Below are 26,979 nucleotides of genomic sequence, written 5' to 3'. Positions count from 1 at the left end.
CCCGCGCGGCGGGCCAGGGTTTCGGGGGCGCTGCCCCCGTCCGCTGCGCGGACTCCCCGGGATATCTTCATCTAGACGAAGGGGCGGGCGTTTTGCGCTTGTTCCCGTTTCGCGTTTTCGGTAGCCGGGCGTCTTTCCATCCTTGGGGAGCGTGTCATGGCTGCGAAGGGCGAGATTTCCGGCGACTGTCTGGCGATCGATTTCGGAACCTCCAACTCGGCGGCGGGGATCGTCGAGGGCGGCGCGGTGCGCCTGCTGGAGATCGAGGCCGGGGCCGAGACCCTGCCCACCGCGGTGTTCTTTCCCGAAGAGGGCGGCATGCGCATCGGCGCCGCGGCCTCGGAGGCGCTGATCGCCGGCGATGAGGGGCGCTACATGCGCGCGCTGAAGAGTGTGCTCGGCACCGCGCTCTTTCACGAGAAGCGGCTGATCGGCGGCAAGCGCCGGACGCTCGCCGAGATCGTCACGGCGTTTCTGGTCGAGATGAAGACCCGGGCCGAGGCGCAGGCGGGGCGGGCGTTCACCCGCGCGCTCTCCGGGCGGCCGGTGCATTTCCACAGCGGTGACGCCGAGCGCGACGCGAAGGCCGAGGAAGACCTGCGCGGCTGCTATCTCGCCGCGGGCTTCGAGAGCATCGAGATGATGTTCGAGCCGGAGGCGGCGGCGCTCGCGAGCCGCATCGCCGAGGGCACCGGCGGCATCGGGCTCATCGTCGACATCGGCGGCGGCACCTCGGACTTCACCGTGTTCCGCAGCGCGGGTGACGGCATCGCCATCACCGCCAGCCACGGCATCCGCCTCGGCGGCACGGATTTCGACCATGCGGTTTCCATGCGCCACGCCATGCCGCTGCTCGGTCTCGGCGGCGAGCTGCGGCGCGACTTCGGCGACGGGCTGCTGCCGGTGCCGAACGCGCTCTACGTGGACCTGTCGACCTGGGCGAAGATTCCCTTCCTCTACAACCGCGACACCGAGCGGGCGGTGGAGGACATGCTGCGCCACGCCGTCGAGCCGCAGCCGATGGCGCGTCTGCAGACGGTGATCACCGACGAGCTGGGGCACGAACTGGCCTTTGCCGTGGAGCGCGGCAAGATCGAGGCCAACTCCGGCGCCTCGGGGGCCGAGATCGGCATGGCGATGATCGAGCCCGGGCTCGGCGCGCGGGTCACGCCGGGCACGCTCAACGCCGCGCTCTCGGAGGCGCGCGAGGCGCTACGCATGGCGATCTACGAGACGCTGATGCTGGCGCAGGTCGCGCCGGCGCAGGTGGACAGCGTGGTGCTGGTCGGCGGCTCGAGCCTGATGGCGCTGGTGGCGGATGAGGCACGGGCGGTCTGTCCTGGCGCCGCGCTGCGCCGCTCCGAGGCGTTCACGGCGGTTGTCGACGGGCTGGCCTGGGCGGCCTCGGGCCGGGGCATCGCGCGCGGCTGAAGACGAAGACTGAAGACCGCAGGCTGAAGTTCGAAGACTGAACACCGTGCAGTTGCGCCTTTGCGGGCGCGAATGCCGGGGCCGTGCCGCGCCGCCCCCTTGTGGTCGGAAGCAAGGCGCGTTTAGGTCTGCCGCGAAGACAGACCAAGGACGCCCCATGACCTCCCGGATGACCCCCCGGCTTACCCCGCGCGAGCTTCTGGCGCAGCTCGTTGCCTTTCCCACCGTCAGCACCGGCAGCAACCTCGACCTGATCGGCTGGACCGAAGAGTACCTCGCCAGTCACGGCATCGAGAGCCACCGCCACGCCAAACCCTCCGAACCCGAGCTGAAAGCAGCGCTCTTTGCCCATGTCGGCTCCGAGGTCGAGGGCGGCGTCGTGCTGTCGGGGCACACCGACGTGGTGCCGGTGGAAGGGCAGGCATGGAGCTCCGACCCCTGGGTGCTGACCGAGCGCGAAGGGCGGCTCTACGGGCGCGGCTCCACCGACATGAAGGCCTTTGACGCGCTGGCGCTCTGGGCGCTGGTCGAGGCCAAGCACCGCGGCGTGACACGGCCGCTGCAGCTCGCCTTCAGCTACGATGAGGAGATCGGCTGCGAGGGGGCGATCGACCTGGTTGCGGCGATGCAGGGCGTCGTGCCCAAGGCCAGCGCGGTGATCGTCGGCGAGCCGACCATGCTGAAGCCGGTGACCGGCCACAAGGGCGGGCGCAGCTTCGAGATCCATGTGCACGGCGTCGAGGTGCACAGCTCGATCCTCGAGACCGGCGTCTCGGCGATCATGTGGGGCGCCAAGCTGATCGACTGGTGCAACGAGATCAACGCCGAATGCGCCGCCGCCGAGCCGGGCCCGGTGGCCGCGCTCTTCACGCCGCCGCACACCAATGTTCACGTCGGGCAGATCCGCGGCGGTACGGCGCAGAACATCACCGCCAAGGACTGCAAGTTCCCGCTCGGCTTCCGCGTGGTGCCGGGCGAGGATCCCGAGTATTGGACCGGCCGGCTGATGGACAAGGTCGCCGAGCTCACCGCGCAGATGCAGGCGGTGCGCCCCGAGTCATGGATCGAGGTCAGGGAAGCCTTCAACCTGCCGCCCTTCGCACCGACCGCCGACAACCGCGCCGAGGAGCTGGTGCGCCAGATCACCGGCGACAACGCCAAGCGCCACGTCAGCTACGGCACCGAGGCCAGCCACTTCCAGAACGGCGGTTACGACGTGGTGGTCTGCGGGCCGGGCGACATCGGCATCGCGCACCAGCCGGACGAGTCGATCGCCGTCTCGCAGCTGCAGGCGGGGCAGGACTTCATGGAGAAGCTGCTGGAGCGTTTGGCATGAGCGTGACCTTTCCCTTCCGCGAGGTGATCCCCGCCGAGCACGGCGGTGATCTGCCCGAGGCCGCTGATCTCGTTGTCATCGGCGGCGGCGTCATCGGCACCTGCACGGCGCTTTTCGCGAGCCGTGCCGGGCTCAAGGTGGTGTTGCTGGAAAAGGGCCGCATTGCCGCCGAGCAAAGCTCGCGCAACTGGGGCTGGATCCGGGTGCAGGGCCGCGACATGGCCGAGATCCCGGTGGCGCTCGAGGCGCAGCGGCTGTGGCAGGAGTTGGACGGACTTTGCGACGGGCGGCTCGGCACGCGCACCGTGGGCGTCGGCTACCTGGCCAAGAGCAAGTCCGAGATGGAGAATTTCGCGGGCTGGCTGGAGGAGGCGAAGCCGCTCGGCGTCAGCTCTGAACTGCTGGATGCCGCGCAGACCAAGGCACAGCTTGGCGCCACTGACAGCCCCTGGGTCGGCATGCTGCACACGCCCACCGACATGAAGGGCGAGCCCTGGCACGCGGTGCCGGAGCTGGCGCGGCTGGCGGCCTCGGAAGGCGTCATCGTGCGCGAGCGCTGCGCGGTGCGCGGGCTCGAACGCAGCGCTGGCCGGGTCACCGGCGTGGTGACCGAGGCCGGGACCGTGCGCTGCGCGCAGGCGGTGCTGGCGGGTGGCGCCTGGTCGGGACTCTTCCTCAAGCGGCACGGGGTGACCCTGCCGCAGCTTTCCGTGCGCTCGACCGCCATGGCCACCGCGCCGCTGCCGCAGCTGGTCAACAAGGCCGCCGTGGACGACGTGCTGGCCTTCCGCCCGCGGGCCGATGGCGGCTACACGCTGGCACCCTCGGCTTTTTCAGAGCTGTTCCTCGGCCCCGATGCGGTGCGCCACGCGCGGCCCTACCTGACGCTGGCGCGGCAGGGCAGCTTCGACGTGCACTTCCGGGTCAAGGCCCCGGCGGGCTATCCCGACGCCTGGGGCACGGCGCGGAGCTGGCGCGACGAGGAGGAGACCCCCTTCGAGCGGATGCGCATCCTCTCGCCCGAGCCCAACGCCGGCAAGGTCGCCGCGACCCGCGCGCAGTTCGCGCAGCATTTCCCCGAGATGGGCGACGTGCCGCTGCAGGCGAGCTGGGCGGGAATGATCGACGTGATGCCCGACGTGGTGCCGGTGGTGGATCACGTGGCGCAGATCCCGGGGCTGATCGTGGCGACGGGCATGTGCGGCCATGGCTTCGGCATCGGCCCGGGGTTCGGCCGGGTGGTCGCGGACATGGCGCAGGGCAGGGACCCGGGCCACGATCTGACGCGCTTCCGCCTGTCGCGCTTTTCCGATGGCAGCAAGCTGGTGCCGGGGCCGAACCTGTAAGGGGCTCCCTTTCCCGCGTCACGTCGAAGCCGCCGGGCGTGCGGTCGTCTCGTGTGGCACCATCGGGTCGGGCCCGATGGTCGGCGCCGTCCCGGCGGGGAGGCGCTTGAATGGTGTCTGAACATGGCAGGCATGGAACGCACAGACCACGCGTGCGGCGCCAGCCGCAGGGAAGCCGCGCGCCCGGTGCGGGCTGCGCCCTTTGGAGGGGCCGGTCGCGCGTTTTCCCTCGGGTCAGGGTGCACCGCAGCTTGCCACGCCCCGGCGCCGGTGGCAGGCTCTCCGCGAAATATGATCAAACCACAGGGACGCACTTCCATGCCCGTCAAGAACCGCTTCGCCGAGCTCCAGTCCGAGATCACCGACTGGCGCCGCGACCTGCACGAGAACCCCGAACTCCTCTTCGAGACCCACCGCACCTCGGCGCTGGTGGCCGAGAAGCTGCGCGAGTTCGGCTGCGACGAGGTGGTCGAGGGGATCGGCCGCACCGGCGTCGTCGGCGTGATCAAGGGCAAGACCGATGCCTCGGGCAAGGTGATCGGCCTGCGCGCCGATATGGACGCGCTGCCGATTCTCGAGGACACCGGGCTCGACTATGCCTCGAAGACGCCCGGGGCGATGCACGCCTGCGGACATGACGGCCACACCGCCATGCTGCTCGGCGCCGCCAAGTATCTCGCCGAGACCCGCAACTTCGACGGCACCACCGTGGTGATCTTCCAGCCCGCCGAGGAGGGCGGCGGCGGCGGCAAGGAGATGTGCGACGACGGCATGATGGCGCGTTGGAACATCCAGGAGGTCTACGGCATGCACAATTGGCCCGGCGTGCCGGTCGGCCAGTTTGCCATTCGTCCCGGCGCCTTCTTCGCCGCCACCGACGTTTTCGAGGTGACTATCGAGGGCCGCGGCGGGCACGCCGCCAAGCCGCATGAGACCATCGACCCCACCGTCGCCTCGGCGCAGATCGTCACGGCGCTGCAGACCATCGCCGCGCGCAACGCCGACCCGGTGACGCAGATCGTGGTCTCGGTGACCAGCTTCGAGACCTCCTCCAAGGCGTTCAACGTGATCCCGCAGCGGGTCACGATGCGCGGCACCGTGCGCACGCTGGCGCCCGAGAACCGCGACCTCGCCGAGTCCCGCATTTCCGAGATCTGCACCGGCATGGCGGCGGCGCTCGGCTGCGTCGCCACGGTGGACTACACCCGCAACTACCCGGTGATGGTGAACTCCGAGGAGCAGACCGAGTTCGCCGCCGACGTGGCCCGCGCGGTCTCGGGCGATTGCGCCGACGCGCCGCTGGTCATGGGCGGCGAAGACTTCGCCTTCATGCTCGAGGAGCGCCCCGGCGCTTATATTCTCGTCGGCAACGGCGACACGGCGGCGGTGCACCACCCGCAGTACAACTTCAACGACGAGGCCATCCCGGCGGGCTGCTCGTGGTGGGCCGAGATCATCGAACGGCGCATGCCGGCGGCCTGAGGAGCGATGCGGGGCGGCGCAGGCCGCCCCGTGCAATGTCCGGCGCAGCGAAGGGCCTTGTCCTCCGCGCGCCGACGGCGTGCGCCCGAGGGTGATAGGGGCTCTGCCTGCCGCGCGGGAACGACCTGCGGCCAAGGTTGCAGGGGGCTCTGCTCCCGTCCGCTGCGCGGACTCCCCCGGGATATTTCTGCCTAGACGAATTCGGAGGCGCGGTCCTGCCGCGCGTCCGGCACCTCTCAGAGCGGCCGGCCGGAGACCGACATGCCGCGGGAGAGATAGCCGCAGGCCTCGTTTATGCCCGCCGAGCAGGCGACGGTGAGCACCTCGGCCTCGGTCGGTGGTGGTGGCGCGGCGCAGGCCGCCAGGCCAAGCAGCACGGCGCCGAGGGTGGCAAGTCGCATCATGGCGCGGTCCTCGTTTCCTTGATGAAGCCCCAGAGCCCGGGGGATTGCAAGCGCCGCGCGGGATTGCAAGCGCATGTAGGGCATCAGCCCGCGTCCGGCGAGAAGGCCTCGTCCCAGAGCCGGAACAGCCGTTCGCGGGTGCTGCGGTCGAGCGCCAGCAGCAGCGGCGGCGAGAGCGGGATCAGCCGCCGGGCGCTCGGCAGCAGGCTGGTTTCGGCCGGGTCGGTGGCGGCGATCAGGCCGAGCTCGGCCAACTGACCCTGCGCTTCGGGCGAGAGCAGGAAGTCGAGCAGCCGCTGCGCGGCCTCGGCGTGCGGGGCGTTGCGCGGGATCATGAGGCTGCGCGACATCATCAGCGTGTAATCCTCGGGCAGGATGATCCCGACATTGGGCGCGGCGCGGGCCTCGGCGTAGGAGCCGAGCACGTTGTAGGCGATGTGGTAGCGCCCCTCGGAGACGCCCTCGATGATCGTCAGCGAGCAGCAGGTGGCGATCGCCCCGACCCGCGAGAAGGCTTCGAGCATGGCGCCGAAGGTGGTGGCCTCGAGGCTGTCGGCATGGGCGAAGAGATAGCCGAGCCCCGAGTCCTCGATGTCGTAGGTGGCGATGCGGCTGCGCAGCAGCTCGGGTTTCTTGCGCATCAGGTCGAGCAGGGCGAAGCGGGTGCGCGGCACATCCTCGGCGGCGAGCGCCTCGGTGTTGTAGATGATGACTGCCGGCTCCTCGGTGATGCCCCAGAGCTCGTCGCGCCAGCGCCGCTGGTCGGGCAGCGCGGCGGTGGCGGGGGAGTGGTAGGGGTGGGCGCAGGCGGCATTGACCAGCGCCACCATCTGGTGCGCACCCGAGGAGAGGACCGCGTCGGCGGGGGCGGCGCGTCCGGCGCAGGCGGCGCGGCTGTTGTTGTAGAGGTTGTTCGAGCCCCATTGCTCGTAGAGCACCGAGAGATCGGGGTTCAGCGCGGCGAAGCGCGCGATGACCGGCTCGATGATGTCGATATCGGTGGTCGAACGCAGGATCAGCCGGGTGGCGCCCGCGCCAAAGGTCTCCACGCGCTCCTGCGCCGCGGCGGGGCGGGGCAGGGTGAACATCATGGCGAGGAGCAGGACGCAGAGCAGGGCGCTAAGCCAAGTGCAGAGCTGACGGAGGGTCATTCGGGCGCGTCCTCCTGCGGGGCGGCGGGCAGCAGCAGCGCGATGCGGAAGCCGCCTTCGGGGTATTCCAGCGCGACGCGCCCGCCGAAGGCCGCGGCGACCGAGGCGACGATGGCGAGGCCGAGCCCGGCGCTGTCCTCGCGCGAGGCGGCGCTGCGCTCGAAGCGCTGGCCGAGGCGCGCGGCGATCCCGGGGGCGGGGCCGGGGCCGGCATCCCTCACCCAGAGTGCCGCTTCGGTGCCGCGCCGCTCGGCGCCGATGGCGATGGGCGGGGCGCCGTGCTTCAGCGCGTTGACCAGCAGGTTCTTCGCCGCCTCGCCGACCGAGAAGGCATCGGCGCGGACCATGACCGGGTCCTCGCCGATCTCCAGCCGCAGCTCTGCCTCGGGGGCGAGCAGCTCGTGGTCGCCGCGCTCGACCACCTCCAGCGCCACCTCGCGCAGGTCGAGCGGCGCGCGCGGCGCGCTTTCGCCGCGGTGGCTGACGAGGGCGCGCGACAGGAGCTGGTCGAGCAGCGCGCCGAGCGAGCGGGTGCGGGCCAGCAGCCGCGCCAGAGACCGCGCGCGTAGGGTGTCGTCGGGCTGGTCCTGCATCGCCTCGGCCTGTACGCGGATGGCGGCCACGGGCGTGCGCAGTTGGTGGGCGGCGTCGGAGATCAGGTGGCGCATGCCCTCCATCTGGCGGTCGAGCCGCCCCATGAAGCGGTTCATCGCCCCCAGCATCACCGTCAGCTCGCGCGGCAGCCCCTCGGTCGGCACCGGGGTCAGATCGTAGGGGTCGCGCTGCGCGAGGTCTTCCGAGAGCGCCTCGAGCGGGCGCAGCGCCGAGCGGGTCACCACCCAGGACATCGCCAGAAGCGCCAGCCCGGCCAGCAGCATCGGCAGCAGCGTGTCGCGGGTGAGGCCGAGCGCCATGGCCTGCCGCGCCCGCAGCGTCTGGCCGACGGTGATCGAAATGCCGCCCGAGAAGTCGCGCTCGGCGAAGCGGCGGGTCACCCGCACGAAGCGCGCCGGCTCGCCATTGAGCCGGTCGTCGAAGAACTCCGGCCCGCCGCCGCCACCGCGCGCCGGGGGGGCGATATCGCGCTCGTCGAGCCCGGTGATCAGCGTGCCACCGGGGCCGCGCACCGCGTAGTGGATGCGGTCCTCGGGGGCCTGGGCGAGCAGCTCGAAGGCCGAGACCGGCATGTCGACAAGGGGCCGTCCGGACTGGATGCGGATCGAGGCGGCGATGTCCTGCGCCGCGCCCAGCAGGATCCGGTCGTAGGATTGCCGGGCCGCGAGCCGGCCGTTGTAGAGCGTTGCGCCGGCCACCAGCAGCGCGCCCGCAAGCAGGATCAGCAGCACCGCCTTGAGAACCCGCGTGGCAAGGCTGGGGGGCAGGGCGGATGGCGGCGGCGCGGGGTCAGCCATCGAGGCCGATCCGGTAGCCGATGCCGCGCTGGGTGGCGATACTCACACCGCTGCCCGCGAGCTTCTTGCGCAGCCGCGCGACGTAGAGCTCGATGGCGTTCACCCCGACATCGGCATCGCCGAAGCCGTAGAGCGAATCGTAGAGTCGTCCCTTGCTCAGGTACTGGCCCTGGTGGCGCAGCAGCACGCCGAGCAGCGCCGCCTCGCGCGCGGTCAGCTCGAGCCGCTTGCCGTCCAGCGTGGCGCTCTGCCCGGCGGGGGAGAAGGCGAGCGGGCCGAGCACAGTCTCGGCGCCCTTCTGCTCGGCCTCGCGGCGGATCAGCGCGCGCAGCCGGGCTTCCAGCTCGCGCTGGTCGAAGGGCTTGCCGAGATAGTCGTCGGCGCCGAGGTCGAGCGCGCTCACCCGGTCGTCCACCGAGACCAGCGCGGTGAGCATGAGCACCGGGGTGCGCGCGCCCGAGGCGCGCAACTCGCGCAGGAACCGCAGGCCGGAGCCGTCGGGCAGGTTGATGTCGAGCACGATGGCGTCATAGCCCTGCACCGCGAGGAAATCGCTCGCCGCCTCGAGGCTATCGGCGACATCGCAGACGATGCCCGACTGCGCCAGCCGCGCGCTGACGCCCTCGGCAAGATCGCTGGCATCCTCGACCATCAGGACCCGCATGGCACTCGTACCTTTTCCCTGGCTGACGAAACGTTCGCTTGCGCTAACAGGTCTCTGACAGGTTCGCGACAGCTTCGTGGCTTAGAGACACGTCTTAACCCGCAACCGGGGAGGCTGCAAAGCGCAGTCGGGTTCCGCGGGGAGACGACGGCGCCGGCGCGTATCGGTTCGGTGGCCGACCATGAGGAGGATACCATGTTTATCACTGCAACCCGCGGCCTCGTCGCCGCGACCGTTCTCGGCGTCTCGGCTCTTGCCGCGCAGGCCCAGGACTACACCCCCGAGAACCCCGAGTGCATCGCGCCCGCCAACCCCGGCGGCGGCTGGGACTTCACCTGCCGGCAGGTCGGCAAGGAGCTGCAGGGGCTCGGGCTGATCGACAAGACCATGCAGGTCGTCAACGTTGCCGGCGGCGGCGGCGGCGTGGCCTTTGCAGAGGTGGTCAACAAGCGCTCCGACGACAACGACCTGATCGTCGCGGCCAGCTCGGCCACCGCGACCCGCCTGGCGCAGGGCGCCTACCCGGGCAACACCACCGACCAGGTGCGCTGGCTGGCCTCGATCGGGGCCGACTACGGCGTGATCGCGGTGTCCGCGGACAGCGAGATCGAGACGCTCCCCGAGCTTCTGGACATGATCAAGGCGGACCCGCGCTCGGTCTCCGTGGCCGGCGGCTCGGCCGTGGGCGGCTGGGACCACCTGAAGGTTCTGATCGCAGCTTCGGCCTACGGCGTCGAGGACGTGCGCAAGGTCAAATACGTGGCCTTTGACGGCGGCGGCGAGGCGGTGACCCAGCTTCTCGCCGGTTCGGTTCAGGCCTTCACCGGCGACGCGTCGGAAGCCAAGGGCTTCGTCGACTCCGGCGACATCAAGGTGATCGCCGTGCTCGCTCCCGAGCGCCTGGAAGGCGATTTCGCCGACTTTCCGACCGCCAAGGAGCAGGGTGTCGACGCCATCGGCGCCAACTGGCGCGGTTTCTATGCTCCGGCAGGCATGAGCGATGCGGCCTATGACGCCTGGGTGTCGAAGATCGGCGAGCTCTACGCCTCGGACGAGTGGAAGGAGATCATGGCCAACAACGGTCTGGCGCCGCTCGACCTGCAGGGCGCGGACTTCGAGCAGTTCGTGCAGAACAGCGTGAGCGAGATCCAGGATATCTCGCGCGAGATCGGCATCATCAAGTGACCTGATCCCACGCATTGCACGGCGGGCCCCTGTCACTCCGGGGGCCCGCCGGACAATTTCCTACCTTCACGCAAATTACGGGGGACACCATGAGTGACCGCATCTTCGGCCTCTTCGGGCTGGCGCTCGCCATCTTCTTCGCGTGGGCCGCTCTGCAGATCGAGGAAAGCTTCCTCTCTGACGAGGTCGGACCCAAGGCCTTCCCGCTGATCATCGCTGCCATCCTCGGCCTGTCGTCCATCTTCATCGCGCTCAAGCCCGATGCCGAGCCCGAGTGGCCCTCGCTGGCCCGGCTCGTCGAGATCCTCGCCGCGGTCGTCGTGATGATCCTCTACGCCGAGTTCCTGCCCGTCGTCGGCTTCGTCATCGCCACCGCCGTCGCCGCGGCCTACCTGACCTGGCGCCTCGGCAGCCCGGTGCTGGCGTCGCTGCTGATCGGCGTGCTGACCTCGGTCGGAATCTACGTGATCTTCCATCTCGTGCTGGGGCTGTCGCTGGCCCGCGGCCCGCTCGGTTTCTGAGGAGAAGGCCGCCATGGACGTTCTTGCCAACCTCGGCGACGGTTTTGCCGTTGCCTTCACCCTGCAGAACCTCGGCCTCGCGCTGCTGGGCTGCTTTCTGGGCACCATCATGGGCGCGCTGCCGGGCCTCGGCCCGTCGAACGGCGTGGCCATCCTCATCCCGCTCGCCTTCACCCTCGGGCTCGGGCCGACGCCGTCGCTGATCCTGCTGACCTCGGTCTACTACGGCGCCATGTACGGCGGGCGGATCAGCTCGATCCTGCTCGGCATTCCCGGCGACGAGCCGGCCATGATGACCGTGCTCGATGGCCACCCGATGGCCAAGAAGGGCATGGCCGGCGAGGCGCTTTCGCTCTCGGGCATCGCCTCCTTCGTCGGCGCCTTCATCGCCACCTGGGGGCTGATCCTGCTGGCCCCGCAGCTGGTGAAGATCGCGCTGCTGTTCGGACCGGCGGAATATTTCGCGCTCTTCGCGCTGGCCTTCGCGACGCTGGGCGGGGTCTCCTCGACCAACCAGGCGAAATCGGCCTTCGCCGCCATGCTCGGCCTCGGCCTCGCGATGATCGGCGTCGACACCCAGACCGGCGTGCCGCGCTTCACCTTCGGCGAGGTGCACCTCTACGACGGGCTCGACTTCCTCGTCGCCATCGTCGGCCTGTTCGCCCTGTCCGAGGTGTTCATATTCCTCGAGCACCGTCACGGCGGCTCGGATGCCAGCTCGCGCGAATTGAAGGTCGGCCGTCTCACGCCGCCGCTGTCGATGCTGAAGGCCTGTACCCCGACCATGCTGCGCACCTCGGTGCTTGGCTTCATCGCCGGCGTTCTGCCGGGGGCGGGGGCGTCGCTGGGCTCGTTCATCTCCTACTCGATGGAAAAGCGCCTGGTGGACAAGGAAGGCACCTTCGGCACCGGTGATCCGCGCGGCGTGGCCGCCCCCGAGGCGGGCAACAACGCCGCCGCCGGCGGCGCGCTCGTGCCGATGCTGGCGCTCGGCGTGCCGGGCTCGGGCACCACGGCGGTGCTGCTGGCGGTGCTGCTGTCGCTCAACATCACCCCCGGCCCGCTGCTCTTCGCGCAGAACCCCGACGTGGTCTGGGGCCTGATCGCCGCGCTGTTCATCGCCAACATCATGCTGCTGGCGCTGAACATCCCGATGGTGGGCATCTTCACCCGCGTGCTGATGGTGCCGCCGCGCATCCTCATGCCGATCGTGGCGATGGTCAGCTTCGTCGGCATCTACGGCATCTCGGGCTCGAGCTTCGACCTGCTGATCATGATCGGCTTTGGTGTGATGGGCTGGGTGCTGCGCAAGCTCGACGTGCCGCTGGTGCCGATCATCCTCGGCACGCTGCTCGGCAACACGATGGAGAACAACCTGCGCCGTGCGATCACCATCGACAACGGCGACTGGTTCACCCTGATCGACAGCCCGCTGTCCATCGCGCTTTGGAGCATCGCGGCCATCGGCTTCATCATGCCGCTGATCGTCGGCCGCATGGTCCGCTCAAAGATGCACGAGCGCGGCGACGAGGAAGGCTCGATCAGCGACTGATCGCGCCTTCCCGAAGACAGCCTGCCAGCCTCGCGCCGGCCCGCCTCTGCGGGCCGGCGTTTTCCGTTTCTGCAGGGCGCGCGTGGAATGCCGCGGCGCAGCGCCGAATGCTGCCGCTGCGAAGGCGGTGTTGAAAATGAAAATGCGGCATTGTGTCGCCACGGATCCGTGATAGCGTTGATTCCTAGGGAGGAACTATCATGCATCTTTTTCTGGTTGGCTTGGCCATTGGCCTTCTCATCATGTCTCCGGTGATCGCGCTGATCCTGTTCGCGGGGATCGTCACCCGTAAGGAGGAGCGCCGCACGCCGCCCTCTGGCGGGGCCCGGGCGCGGGTGAACCTGCCGGGATTCGCGGCGCGCTACGCCAAGCCCTGACCCCTGATCCTCAGACACACAAAGGCCGGGCGCATGCTGCTGCCCGGCCTTTCACTTTTTCACATAGGGTGGGGAACGCTCAGTCCAGAGCCTTGTCGCTGCTGCCCGCGTCGCCCTTCACCCAATAGCCCGCGGCCTTGAGCCAATGCGCCGGGTGGCCCCGCTCGGTCAGGAAATGCTGCTTCAGCGCGCGGGCGACCTGCGCCTCGGCGGCGATCCAGACAAAGCCATTGCCCTCGGGGAGGGTGAGCGCGCGGGTTGCTTCGAGCAGCGCCTCCGCCTCATGCGCCTGCGACACCGGGCGGTGCAGCCAGTGGGCCTGCTGCGTCGCGGCGCTGTCGAAGCGCTGCTCGTCGTCCGGCCCGGGCACGGCGGCGAGGGTGATCGCCTTGATGCCTTCGGGCAGCTCCTCGACCCGGCGGCCGATGGCGGGCAGGGCGGTCTCGTCGCCGATCAGCAAGTACCAGTCGAAGACCGGCGCGATCACCGCCGAGCCGCGCGGCCCGCCGATGTTGAGCGTGTCGCCGGGTGCGGCGGCTTCGGCCCATGCGGTGGCGGGGCCGGCCTGGTGGATGGCGAAGTCGAGCACCAGCGTGCGCGCCTCGGGATCGAAGGCGCGGGGCGTGTACTCGCGGGCCACCGGCGCCTCGGCCCCGGTGTCGAGGAAGAGCTTCACGTGGTCATCCGCGCCGAGGCTGGCGAAATCGGCGAGCGACTCGTCCTCGAGGGTGATGCGGATCATGTGCGGGGTGAGCCGTTCGGTCTCGCGCACCGTCAGGGTGCGGCGCTTCAGCTCGTGTTTGTGTCGTGTGATGACGCTTTCCATGGGAAGTCCTTGCAATCAGCTGTCTTCGGAGGGCGCATCGGGCGTGTCGCCTGCGATGTCCCGGGCGGTGTCTCGTAGCTGCGCGGCAAGCGTGGCGATGAGCGTGTCGTCGGCGCCCTCCGCCGCCATCCGGCGGCGCAGGGCCAGTTTGATCTCGTCCATGGCGGCGACGATTTCCTTCGGCGCATTGCCCCGGTGCCAGGCCGGGGGCTTGCGGGTCAGAAGATCGTCGGCGGCGGCGCGGTTGGCCTGCAGAAAGGCGCTGCCCTCGGGGGTCGGCCGGGCGCGCTTTCGGCCGCTTTCGTCGGGCTCGACCCGGGCGTAGCCCATGTCTTCCAGCCACGACAGGGTGGGGTAGATGACGCCGGGGCTGGGCGTATAGGCGCCGCCCGACCGTTCCTCGATGGCCTTGATCAGCTCGTAGCCGTGGCGCGGCTGCTCGGCGATCATCGACAGGATGAGCAGGCGCAGCTCGCCGTATTCGAAGAGGCGCTTGTGCCGCCTGCCGCCGCGATGTCCGTCCTTGTCCTGTCGCATCTACCGTCTCGTGCCCGTCATTCGGGATCATTTTCGATATATCGGAAGATAAGATATATCGGGAAATACGCAAGAGGCCCCGACGTCACGCGGCCGTGAGCCGAGAGAACAGCCCTGCGCCGACGCCCGTCATGAAACCGTCACTTCCCGAATCCAGATAATTCACATATTCATGAAATATGGAAAAAGAGATTCCCGACCGCCTCATGACCCTCGGCCACCCGCAGCGGCTGGCGCTGTTCCGGCTGCTCATGCGCCGCTATCCCGACCGCCTGCCGGCCGGCGAGATCGCCGAAGTGCTGGAGGTGAAGGCCAGCACGCTCTCGACCTATCTCGCCGCGCTGATGCGCGCCGGGCTGGTCACCCAGGAACGCGCGGGCACCTCGCTGCTTTACGCGGTCGACATGAAACAGGTGCAGGACACCTTCGACTACCTGCTGCGCGATTGCTGTCGCGGGCGCCCCGAGATCTGCTCCCCGAGCCCGTTCTTCGCAACAGAAGGAACCGCCGCGATGACTCCCCAAGATCAAGGCCGCAAGTACAACGTCCTGTTCATCTGCACCGGCAATTCCGCCCGGTCGATCTTTGCCGAAACGCTGCTGCGCGAGATCGCCGGCGAGAGGTTCAATGCCTATTCGGCGGGGACCAAGCCCAGCTCGGAACTGAACCCGATCGCGGTTGAACTGCTGCGCCAGAAGGGCCATGACATCGCGCCGCTGCGCGCCAAGAACGTCTCGGAATTCTCCGGTGAGGGCGCGCCCAATCTCGATTTCGTCTTCACCGTCTGCAACCAGGCGGCCAACGAGGAATGTCCGGCCTGGGACGGTCAGCCGATCTCCGGTCACTGGGGCATGCCCGACCCGGTGAAGGCCACCGGCACCGAGGCCGAGAAGATGCTCGCCTTCCAGCAGGCCTACGGCGCGCTCAAGCACCGGATCGAGGCTTTTGCCGCGCTGCCCATTGCGCAGCTGGACCGCATCTCCTTGCAGGCGGCGGTGGACGAAATCGCGCAATTCGACACCCCCGAAACCTCCCCGACCAAGACCTCCCTGACCAAGACCACCCCGAAAGAGACCACATGACCACCTACGCTTTGAACGGCCTCGGCCGCATCGGAAAGCTCGCCCTGAAGCCGCTGCTCGAGAAGGGCGCCGAGATCGCCTGGATCAACGATGCCGTGGGCGATCCGGCGATGCATGCGCACCTGCTGGAGTTCGACACGGTGCACGGACGCTGGGACGCGGAGTTCCAGCACGACCATGAGAGCGTCACCGTGGACGGCACCCGGTTGCCGTTCATCGGCACCCGTGATCTGTCGGCGCTGCCGCTCGAGGGCGTCGACGTGGTGATCGACTGCACCGGCGTCTTCAAGTCCGAGGCGGCGCTCGCCCCCTATTTTGCGGCGGGGGTGAAGAAGGTGGTGGTCTCGGCCCCGGTCAAGGACGGGGCGACGGCCAACATCGTCTACGGCGTCAACGACGGCACCTACGATCCCGCCCGGCACAACATCGTCACGGCGGCGTCCTGCACCACCAACTGCCTCGCGCCGGTGGTCAAGGTGATCCATGAGAACCTTGGCATAAGGCACGGGTCGATAACGACAATCCACGACGTGACCAACACGCAGACCATCGTCGACCGCCCCGCCAAGGATCTGCGCCGCGCCCGCTCGGCGCTGAACTCGCTGATCCCCACCACCACCGGCTCGGCCTCGGCGATTACGCTGATCTACCCCGAGCTGAAGGGGCGCCTGAACGGCCATGCGGTGCGCGTGCCGCTGCTCAATGCCTCGCTGACCGACTGTGTCTTCGAACTCGAGCGGGCGACCAGCGCCGAGGAGGTCAACGCGCTCTTCGAGGCAGCCTCCAAGGGCGCGCTCAAGGGCATTCTCGGCTACGAGGAACGCCCGCTGGTCTCGTCCGACTACACCAACGACACGCGCAGCTCGATCATCGACGCGCCCTCGACCATGGTGGTGAATGGCACGCAGCTGAAGGTCTACGCCTGGTACGACAACGAGATGGGCTACGCGCACCGGCTGGTGGACGTGGCGCTGATGGTCGGGGGGCGGCTGTGAGCGCGCAGGCCCCGGACCGGCCCGAGGGGCTCTCGGCCTATGTCGCGGTGACGGTGGCCTACTGGGCCTTCATGCTCACCGACGGCGCGCTGCGCATGCTGGTGCTGCTGCATTTCCACAGCCTCGGCTTCTCGCCAGTGCAACTGGCATATCTCTTCGTGCTCTACGAGATCGCGGGGATGGTCACCAACCTCTCGGCGGGCTGGATCGCGGCGCGCTTCGGGCTGACCTCGACGCTCTACGCCGGGCTGTCGTTGCAGGTGGTGGCGCTGCTGGCGCTGACGCAGCTCGATCCGGCGTGGAGCATTGCCGCCTCGGTGGCCTTCGTGATGTGCGTGCAGGGCGCCTCGGGCGTGGCCAAGGACCTCGCGAAGATGTCCTCGAAGTCGGCGGTGAAGCTATTGGCGCCCTCCGAGGGCGGCGGGCTGTTTCGCTGGGTGGCGCTGCTGACCGGGTCGAAGAACGCGGTGAAGGGGCTCGGCTTCCTGCTCGGCGCGGCGCTGTTGGCGACGCTCGGGTTCACATGGGCGGTGCTGGCGATGGCGCTGGTGCTGGCGGTGATCCTGATCGCCGTGGCGCTCTTCATGCCTGCGGGGCTGCCGAAGGGACGCAAGGGGGCGAAATTCTCCGAGGTCTTCTCGAAGTCGGCCAACGTCAACTGGCTGTCCGCGGCGCGGGTGTTCCTGTTCGGCGCGCGGGACGTGTGGTTCGTGGTGGGCATCCCCATCTACTTTTACGCCGTGCTCTCGGACGGAAGCGAAGCGGGCAACCGCGCCGCCTTCTTCATGATCGGCACCTTCATGGCGGTCTGGATCATACTCTATGGCGCGGTGCAGGCGGCGGCGCCGCGCATCCTGCGCGCCAAGGCGCGTCCCGAGGGCGCGTTGATCCATGCCGCGCGCGGCTGGGCCGCGGCGCTCTTCGTGGTGCCGGCGGTGCTGACCGTGGCGGTGCTGCTCTCGCCGACACCGCAGGCATGGTTGACGGGGGTGCTGGTGATCGGGCTTCTGGTGTTCGGGGCGATCTTCGCTGTGAACTCCTCGCTGCATTCCTACCTGATCCTCGCTTTCACCAAGTCCGAGCGGGTGACCATGGACGTCGGCTTCTACTACATGGCCAACGCCGCCGGGCGGCTGATCGGCACGCTGCTGTCCGGGCTGACCTACCAGCTCGGAGGCTTGCCGCTGGTGCTGGGCACGGCTGCCGCAATGGTGGCGCTGGCGGCGCTGCTCTCGGGACGGCTGAGCGCCGAGGTGCAGGAGGCGGCGGCCTGAGCCGCGTGCTGAGGGCCGCGCCCGACCCTTGGGTGGGCGCTTCGCAGCGGGGGCAAAAGGCACTTTATCGCGTCACCCCGCAAGAAAACGGTGCGGGGCGCGATATCGCCAGAGCGCCCTTCCGGGGGGAGGGTCGGGCGCGGCCCGGCGCTGGTCGCCCCGCGCCAAGGCTCTGTCGGGGCTCTCAAATGCAAAAGGCCCGGGCGCAGTACCCGGGCCTTTTCGTGTTCGTGAGAGCGCCTCACACAACCGGCGGCGTGCGGCCCCGGTGGATCTTCTCGCGCAGGCCCTGGATGATCTTGAAGAACACCGGCCCGAAGATCGCCCCCAACACCGCCGAGGCGATGGCGCCGCCGAAGACCGCGAGGCCCAGCGACACCCGGCTCGCCGAGCCCGCGCCCGAGGCGATGACCAGCGGGTAGACCCCGACCGCGAAGGCCAGCACCGTCATCATCACCGGCCGGAAGCGCAGCTTGGCCGCCTGCATCGCCGCATCGTGCAGATCCAGTTCCGCCGCCTCGCGCTGCTGCTTGCCGAACTCGACGATCAGGATCGCCGTCTTCGCCGCCAGCGCGATGAGCATCAGCAGGCCGATCTGCCCGTAGAGACTGAGCGGCTCGCCGGCGATCCGCAGCGTCACCAGCGCCCCCAGCACCGCGAAGGGCACCGTGAGCAGCACCGCCACCGGCGTCAGGAAGCTCTCGTAGAGCGCCGCGAGGAAGAGGAAGGTGAACACCAGGCTCAGCCCCAGCGCGATCGGCACCGCGTTGCCCGAGGCGCGTTCCTCGCGCGAGGAGCCGGTCCACTCGTAGCGAAAGCCTTCGGGCAGGGCGGCCCCGGCGGTCTGCTCAAAGCTGTCCATCGCGTTGCCTGTGCTGAAGCCGCCGGCGCTGTCGGGGATGCCGGTGACCGTTGCCGAGTTGTAGGTGTTGTAGCGATAGAGCACGTCCGGGCCGGTGGTCGGCACCGCGGTGATCACCGTCGAGAGCGGCACCATGCCGCCCTCGCGGTTGCGCACGTAGAGCGTGTCGAAGGCGCGCTCGTTCTGGCGGTATTGCGCGTCGGCCTGGATCATCACCCGGTAGGATTGGCCGAAGACGTTGAAGTCGTTGATGTAGAGCGCGCCGAGCTGGGCCTGCAGGGTCAGGAAGATGTCCGAGACCTGCACCCCCAGCGTCTTGGCGCGCACCCGGTCGATGTCGAGGAAGAGCTGCGGCGCGTCGGCCTTGAAGGTGGAATAGGCCAGCGCGATCTCGTCCGCGGCATTGGCCGCTCCGAGGAAGCTCTGCAGCGCGGCGGTCATCTCGTTGGGGCCGCGCCCCTGGGTGTCCTCGAGCACGAAGCTCAGACCCTCGACCGCGCCGATGCCCGGCAGGGCGGGGGCGCCGAAGATGATCGTCTTGGCCTCGGGCATGTCGGCGAACTGCTGGGTGAACTTGCGCTGCAGGAAGGCCTGGCTGCTTTCCTCGGTGGTGCGCTCCTTCCATTCCTTGAGCTTGACGATGATCATCCCGGCGTTGGACTGCAGCGCCGAGTTGAGGATCGAGTAGCCGTTCACCGACAGCACGTTCTCCACCGCCTCATCCTCGCCGAGCGCATCGGTGAGACGGTCCATGATCACCTCGGTCCGGTTCAGCGAGGCGCCAGAGGGCAGCTGCACGTCCACCATGAAGAAGCCCTTGTCCTCGGTCGGGATGAAGCTGGTCGGGGTGGTGGTGAAGAGCGTGTACATGGCAAAGAACAACGCCGCGACGATGGCGATGGCGATGAGCGCGTGCTTGGCGAGGAAATCGACGATGGCGCTGTAGACCCGCGTCACCCAGTCGAAGCCCTTGTTGAACCCGCGGATGACGAAGTTCGGGTGCATACCCGGCTTCATCAGCACCGAGGCCAGCGCCGGGCTCAGCGTCAGCGCGTTGACCATCGAGATCAGCACCGAGACGGTGAGCGTCGCGCCGAACTGGCTGAACATGCGCCCGGTGATGCCGGGCAGCAGCAGCGTCGGCCCGAAGACCGCCGCCAGCACCAGCGAGGTCGCGACGATCGGCCCCGTCACCTCGGCCATGGCGCGTTTCGTCGCCTCGACCGAGCTGATCTCGGGGTTCTCGTGCAGGATGCGCTCGACGTTCTCCACGACGATGATCGCATCGTCCACCACCAGCGCGATGGCGAGGATCAGGGCAAAGAGGGTCACCGTGTTGATCGTCATGCCGAAGGCGAAGAGCACCGCCAAGGTGCCGATGATCGAGACCGGCACTGCGATGGTCGGAATGAGCGTCGCGCGGATCGAGCCGAGGAAGATGTAGGTCACCGCCACCACCAGCAGGATGGTGAAGATCATGGTGATCACCGTCTCCTCGAGCGAGGCCTCGATGAACAGCGTGGTGTCATGGCCGATGACGTAATCGACGCCCTCGGGGAAGTACTCCTTCAGCTCCTCCATCTTCTCGCGCACGGCCTCGGCCACATCGAGCGAGTTCGCCTCGCTCAGCTTGTAGACCGCCAGCAGCACGCCGGGCTTGTTGTTGAACTCGCCATAACCCTTGTAGGCGAAGGCGCCGAGCTCGATCCGCGCCACGTCGCGCAGGCGCACCACCGAGCCCGCGTCATTGGCCGACAGGATGATGTCGCCGAATTCCTCCTCGGTCTCGAGCCGGCCCTTGGTGGTCAGCACGTATTGGAACTGCGTGTCATCCGCGGCAGGGGCGGCGCCGAGCGAGCCCACGGCGGCCTGCACGTTCTGCTCCTTCACCGCCAGCACGATCTCGTTGACCGTCAGATTGTGGTTGGCCATCTGCACCGGGTCGAGCCAGGCGCGCATGCCGTAGTCCAGCGCGCCGATGTTCTCGGCGGCGCCGACGCCGCCGATACGCGCCAGTTCGCCCTCGATGTTGATCGAGGCGTAGTTCGACAGGAAGAGCCCGTCGAAACGCCCGTCGGGCGAGATGATGTCGACCACCATCAGGATGTCGGGGTTGCGCTTGCGCACCCGGATGCCGCGCTGGCGCACCTCGGCGGGCAGGGATGGCTCGGCCAGCGCCACGCGGTTCTGCACGTCGACCTGCGCCAGATCGGCATCGACGCCGGTCTCGAAGGTGACGGTGAGCGTGTAGGAGCCGTCCGAGGCGGCCTTGGACTCCATGTAGGCCATGCCCTCGGCGCCGTTCACCTCGTCCTCGATGGGCGCGGCGACGGCCTGCAGCAGGGTCTGGGCATCGGCGCCGGGGTAGTTGGCGCGCACCACAACCTTGGGCGAGGTGATGTCGGGGTACTGGTCGATGGGCATCACGGTCAGCGTTAGCAGGCCGAACAGCGTGATGAGCATGGAAATGACGAAGGCGAACTTGGGCCGCCGGATGAAAAATAAAGGTCCCATGAAATTCTCCGCTGCCGGGGCTCAGCTGTCGTAGGGTTTCGGCGTGACGGTGAGGCCGGGGCGCATGCTCTGCAGCCCTTCGACGACCACCTGTTCGCCGTCTTCGAGACCTTCTGCAATGGTCCAGTTGGCGCCGCTGCGGACACCGACGGTGATGTTGCGGCGCTCGACCGTGTCGCCGTCGCCGACCACCCAGACGAAATGGCCCTGCTGGTCGAGGCTCACCGCACGCTGCGGGATGAGGGGCGCCTGGATCGGTTCGAGCACCTGGCCGCGAATGGTCACGTTCTGGCCCGGAAGCAGGACGCCGTCGGGATTGGGAAAGAGGACGCGGGCGGCGATGGTGCCGGTGCTGGCGGCGCCGGTGTTGTCCCAGTTCTCGAAGGTGCCCTTCTCGGGGTAGACCTCACCGCCGGGCAGGATCGCCTCGAGTTCCAGTGGAGGGATCGAGCCGCCGGCCTCCTGGATTTCGAGCCGCTTGGCGAGGAAGCCGAAATAGTTGGACTGATCGACCAGCCCGACCGCGTAGATCGGATCGAGAGAAACCAGCGTCGCGATGAAGCCGGGCTGCGTCGGGTCGCCGGGCGCGAAGAGGTCACCAACCGCGAACTGCGGTGCCGAAATGCGGCCGCTGAACGGGGCGTAGACTTTGGTGTCGGCGAGGTTTTCCTCCGCCTGGGCGATCTGTGCACTGGCCACGTCGACCTGCGCCTGGGCCACGTCGGCCTGCGCCTGGGCGTATTCCACCTCGCGCTGCGAGACGGTGTTGCTCCGCGACAGTTGCGTCGCGCGGTCGAGATCGAGGTCGGCCTTGATCGCGGAGGCCTCGGCCTGCTTCAGCGCCGCGTGCGCCTGGGCGAGGGCGATGCGGAAATCGGTCTCGTCCATCTCGACCAGAAGCTCACCCTTTTCGACGTAGCTGCCGGCGGTGATGTGCAGCGCGGTGATCTGCGCCTGGATCGGAGGCCGGATCGACGCGGTGTTCAGCGCCTCGATGCGGGCGGGATGCGTGAAGGAGGGGCGGATGCTCTGGGTCGCCACCGTCTGGACCAGAACCGTGGGGCCGGGGGCCGTGGCTTCGTCCTGCGCCAGGGCCGGCGCGGTCGTCGTGGCGGCAAGGAAAAACGCGCACAGAGAGACAGCCGAAAACGACTCAATAAGTCTAATGAACATATCAATGGTCCTTCCAAGGACGGATCTATGCGTCTGAGTTTACACGATATGAATGAAATAGCGACAGCCTCTGCATCCAAAGCGCGAGCTTTCGCGCATCTCCGAAAAGTCGAGATTGAATTTGCGTCAGGCCGCCCGTGCTGATCGCCGAAGCCGGCCTGTGCGACGGTGTTATTTTTTCATCATACGATATCATTGACAGTTATCATACAAGTCAGTCATAAACGCCGCGTAACGTCATATGCATCTAAGGGAGGAGATGATGATGGATTTCACGAGGACCAAGACGGCACTGGTCGCGGCGACCGCGCTCTGCGGCCTGCTGGCAGGGGCGGCGCAGGCGGAGACCTGGCGCGCCTGGGCGATCCACCCGGAGGATTATCCGAACGTGGTCGCCATGCAGCAGTTCGCCGACGAGGTGACGGAAAAGACCGAGGGCCGGATCGAACCGACCGTCTATGCCAACGGCGTGCTGGGCGCGCAGCCCGACGCCATCGAGCAGGTCCGGGCCGGCGCCATCGCGGTCGGCAACTTCAACATGGGCCCGATGGGCGAGATCGTCCCGGCGACCAACGTGCTGTCGCTGCCCTTCATCTTCCGCGACGTGGACCACATGCACGCGGCGATGGACGGCGAGATCGGCCAGCGCTTCTCGGACGCGCTGTCGGAAGAGGGGCTCGTCGCCCTGTCGTGGATGGATAGCGGCTCGCGCTCTTTCTACAACACCAAGCACCCGATCGAGACGCCCGCCGACATGGACGGCATGAAGTTCCGGGTGATGAACAACGATCTCTACGTGCAGATGGTCGACCAGCTCGGCGGCAACGCGACGCCCATGGCCTACGGCGAGGTCTACCAGTCGCTGAAAACCGGCGTGATCGACGGCGCCGAGAACAACTACCCGTCCTTCGAGAGCTCGAACCACTACGAGGTGGCCAAGTACTACTCGATCACCAACCACCTGATCATCCCCGAGTGCATCTGCGTCTCGACGAAGGTCTGGGACGGCGTGTCCGACGAGGACAAGGCGATTGTCACCGAAGCCGCGGTGAAGGCCGCCGAGCTTCAGCGCGAGCTCTGGGCCGAACGCTCGGACGCCTCCAAGCAGAAGGTGATCGACAGCGGCGTGACGGTGAACGAGGTCGAGGACTCGCAGGCGTTCCAGTCGGCGATGGAGCCGGTCTACGCCAAGTTCATCGAGACCAACCCGGATCTGGAAAGCCTGATCCGCGACATCCAGTCGATCGAGTGATCTGAGTTGCGGCGTGTCCCCGCGGGGACACGCCCTTTCCGGGAGTGACCATGGCACAGAGCCACGTGGCCGGGGCAGGGGCCGTCTATCGCCTGCTCGATCTGCTCTCGCGGATCTGCGTGATGGTGGCCGGCACCGGCCTTGTCGTCCTGATCGCCATATTCGGCTGGCTGGTCTGGGGCCGCTACATCATGAACGACACCCCAACCTGGGTCGAGCAGCTGGCGCTGATCCTCGTGGTCTGGATCACCTTTCTCGGGGCCGCCGCGGGCGTCTGGAGCCGCACGCATCTGTCGGTCGACTTCCTGCGCGACGCCTTTCCCGGCCCGATCGCCATGGCGATGAAATGGCTGGCGCTGGTCGGCGTCCTGATCTTCGCGCTCTGTCTCGGCTGGCAGGGCTACATCCTGGCCGAGAACACCTGGGCCCGCACCGTGCCGATGCTCGGCATTTCCGAGGGCATGCGCGCCGTGCCCATGGCCATCTGCGGCGCGCTGAGCGCGCTCTTCACTCTCTATCAAATGGCCGAACTGGCAAGGGGCCGCGTGTACTGACATGGGTTTGATTATTCTTTTCGGGCTGTTCGCCGGTGGCCTCATCTGCGGCATGCCGGTGGCCTTTGCCATCGGCCTCGCGGCGGTGGGCGGTTTCGTCTACGAGGGGCTGCCGCTCTTCATCGGCTTCCAGCGCGTGCTGTCGGGCATCTCGGTGTTCTCGCTGCTGGCGATCCCCTTCTTCATCTTCGCGGGCGAGCTGATGATGCATGGCGGCATCGCCGGGCGGCTGGTGCGGCTGGCCTCCTCGGCGGTGGGCGCGATGCGCGGCGGTCTGGGCGTGGTCAACGTGGCCTCCTCGATGCTCTTCGGCGGCATCTCGGGCTCGGCGGTGGCGGACACGTCGGCGCTTGGCTCGATCCTCATCCCGGTGATGAAGGAAAAGGGCTACGACCCCGATTACGCGGTGAACGTCACGGTGACCTCCTCGGTCGCGGGCGTGGTGATCCCGCCCTCGCACAACATGATCCTCTTTGCCGTGGCGGCGGGCGGCGTGTCGGTGTCGAAGCTGTTCATTGCGGGCGTGATCCCCGGCGTTCTCATGTGCCTCTGCCTCGGGATCGTGGCCTATGCGGTCGCCGTGCGCCGCGGTTACCCGGCTGAAACCTTTCCCGGCTGGAAGGCGCTTGGCCTGTCGTTCATCGTCGCCCTGCCGGGGCTGATGACCGCGATCATCGTGGTGGGCGGGGTGCTGTCGGGCGTGATGACGGTCACCGAGTCCGGCGCCTTCGGGGCGATCTGGGCCATCCTGGTGACCACCTTCGTCTACCGCGAACTGACCTGGGAAGGCTTCAAGACCGCCGTCGTCAGCTCGGTGCGCACCACGGCGCTGGTGATGCTGCTGGTGGCGACGGCCTCGGCCTTTTCCTACCTGCTGACCCTCTACCGGGTGCCGGATCTTCTGGCCAATGCAGTCACCGGCATCTCGGACAACCCGATCGTGATCCTGCTGCTGCTGAACCTGATCCTGCTGGTACTTGGCATGATCATGGACATGGCGGCGCTGATCCTGATCTGCACGCCGATCTTCCTGCCGGTCGCGGTGGGGCTCGGGATGGACCCGGTGCAATTCGGCGTGGTGATGATGATGAACCTCGGCCTCGGCCTTTGCACCCCGCCGGTGGGCGCCTGCCTCTTCGTCGGCTGCGTCGTGGGCGGCGTGCGGATCGAACAGGCGGTGAAGACGATCCTGCCGTTCTACGCGGCGATCCTCGTGGCGCTGCTGCTGGTGACATATGTGCCTGCCTTCTCCATGTTCCTGCCGAGCCTGATGGAGTGAGATACATGAATATGAAACGCATCCTGATCACCGGCGCGGCGGGCCAGCTTGGCAAGATCCTGCGCGAGACACTGAAGCCCCACGCCGAGGAACTGCGCCTGTCGGACATCACCGAGATCACCGATCTCGGGCCGAACGAGAGCTTCGTGGCCTGCGATATCGCCGACGGCGAGGCGGTGAAATCGCTGGTCGAGGGCTGCGACGGGGTGGTGCACCTTGGCGGTATCTCGGTCGAGAAGAGTTTCGACCTGATCGAGACGGCCAACCTGCGCGGCGTCTACAATCTCTACGAGGCGGCGCGGCTGCACGGCATGCCCCGGATCATCTTTGCCAGCTCGAACCACACGATCGGCTATTACAAGCAGGAACAGCGCCTCAAGCACACCGATCCGTTCAAACCCGACGGGCTATATGGCGTGTCGAAGATCTTCGGCGAGGCGGTGGCCAGCCTCTACCACGACAAGTTCGGGCAGGAGAGCGCGCTGGTGCGCATCGGCTCCTGCACCCCGAAGCCCGAGAACTGGCGGATGCTGTCGACCTGGATCAGCCCGCGCGATTTCACCTCGCTGATCATGGCCGCCTTCACCGCGCCGCGCCTTGGCTGCACCGTGGTCTGGGGACAGTCGGCCAACGACATGGGCTGGTGGGACAATTCCCACGCCGCCTTCCTCGGCTGGGTGCCGCAGGACAATTCCCAGGACTACGCAGAAGAGATCCGCCGCACCGTGCCGCGCCCCGGCCCCGAGGACTCGGTGGCGAAATATCAGGGCGGCGTCTTCACCGACGAGCCGATCCACCAAAGCTGACACTCACCACAAGGCCCGCAAGCGCGCGGCCCCCAATCAAGAGGACCCACGCATGGACCCGCAACAGATCAAAGAAGCGCTCGGCTCCGGCCTGCTTTCCTTCCCCGTCACCCCGTTTGACGCCGACAACAAGTTCGCCGCCGATCCCTATCAGAAGCACGTCGAGTGGCTGTCGGGCTTTGACGCGCCGGTGCTTTTTGCTGCGGGCGGCACGGGCGAGTTCTTCTCGCTGACCCCGGACGAGATCCCGGCCATCGTGACGGCGGCCAAGGAAAGCGCGGGCAAGACCGCGATCGTGTCGGGCTGCGGCTATGGCACCGAGATCGCCAAGGGCATTGCGCGCTCGGTCGAGGCGGCGGGCGGGGACGGCATCCTGTTGCTGCCGCACTACCTGATCGACGCGCCGCAGGAAGGGCTCTTCGAGCACGTCAAAGCGGTCTGCAATTCCACCGGCATGGGCGTCATGGTCTACAACCGCGACAACGCCGTGCTGCAGGCCGACACGCTGGCGCGGCTCTGCGACGAATGCCCGAACCTCGTGGGGTTCAAGGACGGCACCGGCGATATCGGCCTCGTGCGGCAGATCACCGCCAAGATGGGCGACCGGCTGATCTACCTCGGCGGCATGCCGACGGCGGAGCTCTTTGCCGAGGCCTATCTCGGCGCGGGCTTCACCACCTACAGCTCGGCAGTTTTCAACTTCGTGCCCGCTCTGGCGAACAAGTTCTATGCCGCGCTGCGAGCCGGGGATCGGGCCACCTGCGAGGACATCCTCAAGAGCTTCTTCTATCCGTTCATGGAGCTGCGCTCGCGCCGCAAGGGCTATGCCGTGTCAGCGATCAAGGCGGGCGTGCGTCTGGTCGGCTTCGACGCCGGCCCGGTGCGCGCGCCGCTGTCGGACCTCACCGGCGAGGAGGAAGAGAACCTCAAGGCCCTGATCGACGCGCATCAGTAAGACGAAGGC

The 26,979-nt window shown here is 67.9% G+C and carries 24 protein-coding genes; 16 read left to right on the top strand and 8 right to left on the bottom strand.

The features are described 5' to 3' along the window. Positions 1-156: 156 nt before the first annotated feature. From LC039_RS07285 to LC039_RS07270, 4 genes are all read left to right on the top strand, one after another. Positions 157-1,431: an Hsp70 family protein gene (locus LC039_RS07285; protein WP_264179474.1), complete on the top strand. Its 1,275-nt coding sequence runs from the start codon at positions 157-159 to the stop codon at positions 1,429-1,431. 169 nt (positions 1,432-1,600) lie between these two features. Continuing rightward, complete coding sequence (argE, locus tag LC039_RS07280; protein WP_226623206.1) at positions 1,601-2,767, top strand: acetylornithine deacetylase; 1,167 nt, start codon at positions 1,601-1,603, stop codon at positions 2,765-2,767. Further along, positions 2,764-4,113: an NAD(P)/FAD-dependent oxidoreductase gene (locus LC039_RS07275; protein WP_226622716.1), complete on the top strand. Its 1,350-nt coding sequence runs from the start codon at positions 2,764-2,766 to the stop codon at positions 4,111-4,113. Before argE ends, LC039_RS07275 begins: the two co-directional genes overlap by 4 nt. A 318-nt stretch (positions 4,114-4,431) precedes the next feature. Then, the gene (locus LC039_RS07270; protein WP_226622715.1) at positions 4,432-5,595 is read left to right on the top strand and encodes a M20 aminoacylase family protein; all 1,164 of its coding nucleotides are present in this window, start codon (positions 4,432-4,434) and stop codon (positions 5,593-5,595) included. Positions 5,596-5,831: 236 nt separating this feature from the next. Here the strand turns inward: LC039_RS07270 and LC039_RS07265 are convergent, their stop codons facing one another. The 4 genes from LC039_RS07265 to LC039_RS07250 form a co-directional block, all read right to left on the bottom strand. After that, positions 5,832-5,999 (bottom strand): hypothetical protein, encoded by a 168-nt coding sequence (locus LC039_RS07265; RefSeq protein ID WP_226622714.1) that lies wholly within the window; start codon positions 5,997-5,999, stop codon positions 5,832-5,834. Between the two features lie 83 nt (positions 6,000-6,082). Beyond that, a complete protein-coding gene (locus LC039_RS07260) occupies positions 6,083-7,150 on the bottom strand; it encodes an ABC transporter substrate-binding protein (protein ID WP_226622712.1) in 1,068 nt (355 codons plus the stop codon). Then, the gene (locus tag LC039_RS07255) at positions 7,147-8,562 is read right to left on the bottom strand and encodes a sensor histidine kinase (protein WP_226622711.1); all 1,416 of its coding nucleotides are present in this window, start codon (positions 8,560-8,562) and stop codon (positions 7,147-7,149) included. The genes LC039_RS07260 and LC039_RS07255 overlap by 4 nt, the downstream gene beginning before the upstream one ends. Next, complete coding sequence (locus tag LC039_RS07250) at positions 8,555-9,226, bottom strand: response regulator transcription factor (protein WP_226622709.1); 672 nt, start codon at positions 9,224-9,226, stop codon at positions 8,555-8,557. Before LC039_RS07250 ends, LC039_RS07255 begins: the two co-directional genes overlap by 8 nt. Before the next feature lie 195 nt (positions 9,227-9,421). Here LC039_RS07250 and LC039_RS07245 point away from each other — a divergent pair, with 195 nt between their 5' ends. The 4 genes from LC039_RS07245 to LC039_RS07230 all read left to right on the top strand — a co-directional run bounded on the left by LC039_RS07245 (position 9,422) and on the right by LC039_RS07230 (position 12,861). Then, positions 9,422-10,411: a Bug family tripartite tricarboxylate transporter substrate binding protein gene (locus LC039_RS07245; RefSeq protein ID WP_226622707.1), complete on the top strand. Its 990-nt coding sequence runs from the start codon at positions 9,422-9,424 to the stop codon at positions 10,409-10,411. A gap of 89 nt (positions 10,412-10,500) precedes the next feature. Further along, positions 10,501-10,932 (top strand): tripartite tricarboxylate transporter TctB family protein, encoded by a 432-nt coding sequence (locus tag LC039_RS07240; RefSeq protein ID WP_226622706.1) that lies wholly within the window; start codon positions 10,501-10,503, stop codon positions 10,930-10,932. A gap of 13 nt (positions 10,933-10,945) precedes the next feature. Further along, a complete protein-coding gene (locus tag LC039_RS07235) occupies positions 10,946-12,484 on the top strand; it encodes a tripartite tricarboxylate transporter permease (protein WP_226622704.1) in 1,539 nt (512 codons plus the stop codon). 200 nt (positions 12,485-12,684) lie between these two features. Next, positions 12,685-12,861, top strand: coding sequence for a hypothetical protein (locus LC039_RS07230; RefSeq protein ID WP_226622702.1), 177 nt, complete (start codon positions 12,685-12,687; stop codon positions 12,859-12,861). Between the two features lie 79 nt (positions 12,862-12,940). Here the strand turns inward: LC039_RS07230 and LC039_RS07225 are convergent, their stop codons facing one another. Then, complete coding sequence (locus LC039_RS07225; protein ID WP_226622700.1) at positions 12,941-13,687, bottom strand: siderophore-interacting protein; 747 nt, start codon at positions 13,685-13,687, stop codon at positions 12,941-12,943. Between the two features lie 15 nt (positions 13,688-13,702). Then, on the bottom strand, positions 13,703-14,224 hold the full coding sequence (locus LC039_RS07220) for a PadR family transcriptional regulator (protein WP_226622699.1): 522 nt from the start codon (positions 14,222-14,224) through the stop codon (positions 13,703-13,705). Positions 14,225-14,403: 179 nt separating this feature from the next. On the opposite strand from LC039_RS07220, the gene LC039_RS07215 reads away from it, so the two are divergent. The 3 genes from LC039_RS07215 to arsJ are packed head-to-tail and all read left to right on the top strand — an operon-like array spanning position 14,404 to position 17,575. Continuing rightward, the gene (locus tag LC039_RS07215) at positions 14,404-15,306 is read left to right on the top strand and encodes a helix-turn-helix domain-containing protein (protein ID WP_226622697.1); all 903 of its coding nucleotides are present in this window, start codon (positions 14,404-14,406) and stop codon (positions 15,304-15,306) included. Further along, the gene (locus LC039_RS07210) at positions 15,303-16,301 is read left to right on the top strand and encodes an ArsJ-associated glyceraldehyde-3-phosphate dehydrogenase (RefSeq protein WP_226622695.1); all 999 of its coding nucleotides are present in this window, start codon (positions 15,303-15,305) and stop codon (positions 16,299-16,301) included. The genes LC039_RS07215 and LC039_RS07210 overlap by 4 nt, the downstream gene beginning before the upstream one ends. Further along, positions 16,298-17,575 carry an organoarsenical effux MFS transporter ArsJ gene (gene arsJ / locus LC039_RS07205; protein WP_226622689.1) on the top strand — a complete coding sequence of 426 codons (1,278 nt, stop codon included), beginning with the start codon at positions 16,298-16,300 and terminating at the stop codon, positions 17,573-17,575. The genes LC039_RS07210 and arsJ overlap by 4 nt, the downstream gene beginning before the upstream one ends. A gap of 241 nt (positions 17,576-17,816) precedes the next feature. Here arsJ and LC039_RS07200 read toward each other — a convergent pair whose 3' ends face one another. Further along, on the bottom strand, positions 17,817-20,951 hold the full coding sequence (locus tag LC039_RS07200; RefSeq protein ID WP_226622688.1) for an efflux RND transporter permease subunit: 3,135 nt from the start codon (positions 20,949-20,951) through the stop codon (positions 17,817-17,819). 21 nt (positions 20,952-20,972) lie between these two features. Next, positions 20,973-22,124, bottom strand: coding sequence for an efflux RND transporter periplasmic adaptor subunit (locus LC039_RS07195; RefSeq protein ID WP_226622686.1), 1,152 nt, complete (start codon positions 22,122-22,124; stop codon positions 20,973-20,975). 265 nt (positions 22,125-22,389) lie between these two features. On the opposite strand from LC039_RS07195, the gene LC039_RS07190 reads away from it, so the two are divergent. From LC039_RS07190 to kdgD, 5 genes are read left to right on the top strand one after another with little or no spacing between them, the layout of a single operon-like run. Continuing rightward, a complete protein-coding gene (locus LC039_RS07190) occupies positions 22,390-23,376 on the top strand; it encodes a TRAP transporter substrate-binding protein (protein ID WP_226622684.1) in 987 nt (328 codons plus the stop codon). Positions 23,377-23,426: 50 nt separating this feature from the next. Continuing rightward, positions 23,427-23,930 (top strand): TRAP transporter small permease, encoded by a 504-nt coding sequence (locus tag LC039_RS07185; RefSeq protein ID WP_226622682.1) that lies wholly within the window; start codon positions 23,427-23,429, stop codon positions 23,928-23,930. Between the two features lies 1 nt (position 23,931). Continuing rightward, complete coding sequence (locus tag LC039_RS07180) at positions 23,932-25,209, top strand: TRAP transporter large permease (protein WP_226622680.1); 1,278 nt, start codon at positions 23,932-23,934, stop codon at positions 25,207-25,209. Between the two features lie 5 nt (positions 25,210-25,214). After that, positions 25,215-26,015 carry an NAD-dependent epimerase/dehydratase family protein gene (locus LC039_RS07175; protein ID WP_226622679.1) on the top strand — a complete coding sequence of 267 codons (801 nt, stop codon included), beginning with the start codon at positions 25,215-25,217 and terminating at the stop codon, positions 26,013-26,015. 52 nt (positions 26,016-26,067) lie between these two features. Then, on the top strand, positions 26,068-26,970 hold the full coding sequence (gene kdgD, locus LC039_RS07170; protein ID WP_226622677.1) for a 5-dehydro-4-deoxyglucarate dehydratase: 903 nt from the start codon (positions 26,068-26,070) through the stop codon (positions 26,968-26,970). Positions 26,971-26,979 lie beyond the last annotated feature (9 nt).

It is taken from the genome of Alloyangia pacifica, from assembly GCF_020524285.1.
Lineage (GTDB): Bacteria > Pseudomonadota > Alphaproteobacteria > Rhodobacterales > Rhodobacteraceae > Salipiger > Salipiger pacificus_B.
Note: the sequence above shows the minus strand (reverse complement) of the source record. Positions and strands in the feature narration are given on the sequence as shown.